The sequence below is a fragment of the Citrobacter sp. wls757 genome, assembly GCF_005280935.1.
In the GTDB taxonomy this organism is placed as follows: Bacteria; Pseudomonadota; Gammaproteobacteria; order Enterobacterales; family Enterobacteriaceae; genus Citrobacter; species Citrobacter portucalensis.
On sequence record NZ_SZWU01000061.1, the window covers coordinates 1 to 5,034 of the forward strand.

3 protein-coding genes are annotated in these 5,034 nt (G+C 52.4%); all 3 read left to right on the forward strand.

What is annotated here, in order from left to right:
- Positions 1–266: 266 nt before the first annotated feature.
- Genes rimP through infB form a run of 3 tightly spaced genes read left to right on the forward strand, consistent with a single transcriptional unit; the run spans position 267 to position 4,950 of the window.
- Entirely contained in the window at positions 267–719 is a 453-nt protein-coding gene (gene rimP, locus FDW94_RS18100; protein WP_003024996.1) for a ribosome maturation factor RimP, read from the forward strand.
- Between the two features lie 28 nt (positions 720–747).
- Entirely contained in the window at positions 748–2,235 is a 1,488-nt protein-coding gene (gene nusA / locus FDW94_RS18105) for a transcription termination factor NusA (protein ID WP_003024992.1), read from the forward strand.
- A gap of 24 nt (positions 2,236–2,259) precedes the next feature.
- Positions 2,260–4,950 (forward strand): translation initiation factor IF-2, encoded by a 2,691-nt coding sequence (infB, locus tag FDW94_RS18110; protein WP_003828710.1) that lies wholly within the window; start codon positions 2,260–2,262, stop codon positions 4,948–4,950.
- Positions 4,951–5,034 lie beyond the last annotated feature (84 nt).

Genomic DNA, 5,034 nt, shown 5'->3' on the forward strand with positions numbered 1-5,034 from the left:
GGTAGCTCGTCGGGCTCATAACCCGAAGGTCGTCGGTTCAAATCCGGCCCCCGCAACCACTTTCCCTTAGAGTTCTTTTTCAAATATACTGTGAAGACTTAGGCCTTCGTAGCTGGATTTGAAAAAAATTCTTTCGGAAGGTTCTCCGAACCGCAGGTGCGGTTATAGGGTTCAGTTATCTAAAGCCCCGATTTATCGGGGTTTTTTGTTATCTGACTACAGAATAACTGGGCTTTAGGCCCTTTTTTTATGTCTTGGGGGTGGGCTTGTCCACATTAGAGCAAAAATTAACAGAGATGATTACAGCGCCAGTTGAAGCCCTGGGCTACGAACTGGTCGGCATCGAATTTATTCGTGGTCGCACATCCACACTGCGCATCTATATTGATAGTGAAGATGGCATCAATGTTGATGATTGTGCTGATGTGAGCCATCAGGTAAGCGCCGTGATGGATGTCGAAGACCCAATCACCGTTGCCTATAACCTGGAAGTCTCCTCTCCGGGTCTCGACCGTCCTCTGTTCACAGCTGAACACTACGTGCGTTTCCTGGGTGAAGAAGTCACGCTGGTTCTTCGTATGGCGGTACAAAACCGTCGTAAATGGCAGGGCGTTATCAAAGCGGTGGACGGTGAGATGATCACGGTCACAGTCGAAGGCAAAGATGAAGTGTTCGCGCTGAGTAATATCCAGAAGGCGAACCTGGTTCCCCACTTTTAACAGTCTGGATTGAGGTGAAAAGCCCGCGATGAACAAAGAAATTTTGGCTGTTGTTGAAGCCGTATCCAACGAAAAAGCGCTGCCACGCGAGAAAATTTTTGAAGCGCTGGAAAGTGCGCTGGCTACAGCAACAAAGAAAAAATATGAGCAAGAGATCGACGTTCGCGTAGAAATCGATCGTAAAAGCGGTGATTTCGATACTTTCCGTCGTTGGGTAATCGTAGAAGAAGTTACTCAGCCGACCAAAGAAATTACGCTGGAAGCGGCACGCTTCGAAGACGAAAGTCTGAACGTGGGCGAATATGTTGAAGATCAGATTGAATCTGTCACCTTTGACCGTATCACCACCCAGACCGCGAAGCAGGTTATCGTACAGAAAGTACGTGAAGCTGAACGCGCAATGGTTGTTGATCAGTTCCGCGAACACGAAGGCGAAATCGTCACCGGTGTGGTGAAGAAAGTAAACCGCGACAACATTTCTCTGGATCTGGGCAGCAATGCTGAAGCTGTGATCCTGCGTGAAGACATGCTGCCGCGTGAAAACTTCCGCCCTGGTGACCGTATTCGTGGTGTTCTGTACTCAGTTCGCCCGGAAGCGCGCGGTGCACAGCTGTTCGTAACCCGTTCCAAGCCGGAAATGCTGATTGAGCTGTTCCGCATTGAAGTGCCGGAAATCGGCGAAGAAGTTATCGAAATTAAAGCGGCTGCTCGCGATCCGGGATCGCGTGCGAAAATCGCCGTTAAGACCAACGACAAGCGTATTGATCCGGTCGGCGCCTGTGTTGGTATGCGCGGTGCGCGCGTTCAGGCGGTTTCTACCGAACTGGGCGGCGAGCGTATCGATATCGTCCTGTGGGATGATAACCCGGCGCAGTTCGTGATTAACGCAATGGCACCAGCAGACGTCGCTTCTATCGTGGTGGATGAAGACAAACACACCATGGATATCGCGGTTGAAGCCGGTAACCTGGCTCAGGCGATTGGACGTAATGGTCAGAACGTCCGCCTGGCTTCACAACTGAGCGGTTGGGAACTCAACGTGATGACCGTTGATGACCTGCAAGCGAAGCATCAGGCTGAAGCACATGCAGCCATCGATACCTTCACCAAATATCTCGATATCGATGAAGATTTCGCGACCGTTCTGGTGGAAGAAGGTTTTGCGACGCTGGAAGAACTGGCCTACGTGCCAATGAAAGAACTGCTGGAAATTGACGGCCTGGATGAACAGACCGTTGAAGCGCTGCGCGAGCGTGCTAAAAACGCACTGACCACTCTGGCACTGGCCCAGGAAGAAAGCCTCGGTGATAACAAACCGGCTGACGATCTGCTGAATCTGGAAGGATTGGATCGTGAGATGGCCTTCAAACTGGCGGCCCGTGGTGTTTGTACGCTGGAAGATCTCGCTGAACAGGGCATTGATGATCTGGCTGATATCGAAGGGTTGACCGACGAAAAAGCCGGTGAGCTGATTATGGCTGCCCGTAATATTTGCTGGTTCGGCGACGAAGCGTAATAAACTGTAGCAGGAAGGAACAGTATGACAGATGTAACCGTAAAAACGCTGGCTGCAGAGATACAGACTTCCGTAGATCGCCTGGTACAGCAATTTGCTGATGCCGGTATCCCGAAGTCTGCTGACGACTCTGTGTCCGCACAAGAGAAACAAACCTTACTGGCGCATTTGAACCGTGAAAACGGCTCAGCGCCGGATAAGTTGACATTGCAGCGTAAAACGCGCAGTACTCTCAATATTCCAGGTACCGGTGGAAAAAGCAAATCGGTACAAATCGAAGTCCGCAAGACACGCACCTTTGTGAAACGCGATCCGCAAGAGGCTGAACGCCTTGCCGCGGAAGAGCAGGCGCAGCGTGAAGCGGAAGAGCAAGCCCGTCGTGAGGCAGAAGAAGCTGCCAAACGCGAGGCGCAACAAAAAGCCGAACGTGAGGCCGCAGAACAAGCTAAGCGTGAAGCCGCTGATAAAGCGAAACGTGAAGCTGCGGAAAAAGACAAAGTGAGCAATCAACAGACCGACGATATGACTAAAACCGCCCAGGCCGAAAAAGCCCGCCGTGAAAATGAAGCCGCAGAACTGAAGCGTAAAGCGGAAGAAGAAGCACGTCGCAAGCTTGAAGAAGAAGCGCGCCGCGTAGCGGAAGAAGCTCGCCGTATGGCGGAAGAAAACGAGAAAAATGGTGTGAATAACGCTGAACCTGTCGAAGACACCAGTGATTATCACGTCACCACCTCTCAGCATGCTCGCCAGGCTGAAGACGAGAACGATCGTGAAGTTGAAGGCGGTCGTGGTCGTACTCGCAGCACTAAAGCAGCGCGTCCGGCGAAGAAAGGTAACAAACACGCTGAATCTAAAGCTGACCGTGAAGAAGCACGTGCAGCGGTTCGCGGCGGTAAAGGCGGTAAGCAGCGTAAAGGTTCCGCTCTGCAGCAGGGCTTCCAGAAGCCAGCTCAGGCCGTTAACCGTGACGTTGTGATCGGCGAAACCATCACCGTTGGCGATCTGGCGAACAAGATGGCGGTCAAAGGCTCTCAGGTCATCAAAGCAATGATGAAACTGGGCGCAATGGCGACCATCAACCAGGTCATCGACCAGGAAACCGCACAGCTGGTTGCCGAAGAGATGGGCCACAAAGTTATCCTGCGTCGTGAAAACGAGCTGGAAGAAGCAGTAATGAGCGACCGTGACACCGGCGCTGCGGCTGAACCGCGCGCACCGGTAGTGACCATCATGGGTCACGTTGACCACGGTAAAACGTCTCTGCTGGACTACATTCGTTCAACGAAAGTGGCCTCTGGCGAAGCGGGCGGCATTACTCAGCACATCGGTGCGTACCACGTTGAAACTGACAACGGTATGATCACCTTCCTGGACACCCCGGGTCACGCCGCGTTTACCTCCATGCGTGCTCGTGGTGCTCAGGCAACGGATATCGTTGTTCTGGTTGTTGCAGCAGACGACGGCGTGATGCCGCAGACTATCGAAGCTATCCAGCACGCGAAAGCGGCAGGTGTGCCGGTAGTTGTTGCAGTCAACAAAATCGATAAACCGGAAGCGGATCCAGATCGCGTTAAAAACGAACTGTCCCAGTACGGCATCATGCCGGAAGAGTGGGGCGGCGAGAGCCAGTTCGTTCACGTTTCTGCGAAAGCGGGTACCGGTATCGACGAACTGCTGGATGCTATCCTGCTGCAAGCCGAAGTACTGGAACTGAAAGCTGTGCGTAAAGGTATGGCGAGCGGTGCGGTTATCGAATCCTTCCTGGATAAAGGTCGTGGCCCGGTTGCTACCGTCCTGGTTCGCGAAGGTACCCTGAACAAGGGCGATATCGTTCTGTGTGGTTTCGAATACGGCCGCGTTCGTGCGATGCGTAACGAACTGGGTCAGGAAGTACTGGAAGCAGGTCCGTCCATTCCGGTGGAAATCCTCGGTCTGTCCGGTGTTCCGGCTGCGGGTGACGAAGTTACTGTTGTTCGTGACGAGAAGAAAGCGCGTGAAGTTGCACTGTACCGTCAGGGCAAATTCCGTGAAGTTAAACTGGCTCGTCAGCAGAAATCTAAACTTGAGAACATGTTCGCCAACATGACCGAAGGCGAAGTTCACGAAGTGAACATCGTGCTGAAGGCTGACGTACAGGGTTCTGTAGAAGCGATTTCCGACTCTTTACTGAAACTGTCTACCGACGAAGTAAAAGTGAAGATCATCGGTTCTGGCGTAGGTGGTATCACCGAAACCGACGCGACCCTGGCTGCGGCATCCAACGCGATTCTGGTTGGCTTCAACGTACGTGCTGATGCCTCTGCACGTAAAGTTATCGAATCAGAAAGCCTGGATCTGCGTTACTACTCCGTCATCTATCATCTGATCGACGAAGTGAAAGCAGCGATGAGCGGCATGCTGTCTCCGGAACTGAAACAGCAGATCATTGGTCTGGCTGAAGTTCGTGATGTGTTCAAATCACCGAAATTCGGCGCTATCGCAGGCTGTATGGTTACCGAAGGCACGATTAAACGTCACAACCCAATCCGCGTACTGCGCGACAACGTGGTTATCTATGAAGGCGAGCTGGAATCCCTGCGCCGCTTCAAAGATGACGTCAACGAAGTCCGTAACGGTATGGAATGTGGTATCGGCGTTAAGAACTACAACGACGTTCGCGTTGGCGATATGATCGAAGTGTTCGAGATCATCGAGATCAAACGTACAATTGCTTAAGGTTGTTCGGGTGTAGGCCGGATAAGGCGTTTACGCCGACATCCGGCAATGTAATGCCTGATGGCGCTACGCTTATCAGGCCTA

Excerpts from the sequence above, each read along its gene's own strand:
- nusA (WP_003024992.1), top strand. The coding sequence starts at position 748 with ATGAACAAAGAAATTTTGGCTGTTGTTGAAGCCGTATCCAACGAAAAA.
- infB (WP_003828710.1), top strand. The coding sequence starts at position 2,260 with ATGACAGATGTAACCGTAAAAACGCTGGCTGCAGAGATACAGACTTCC.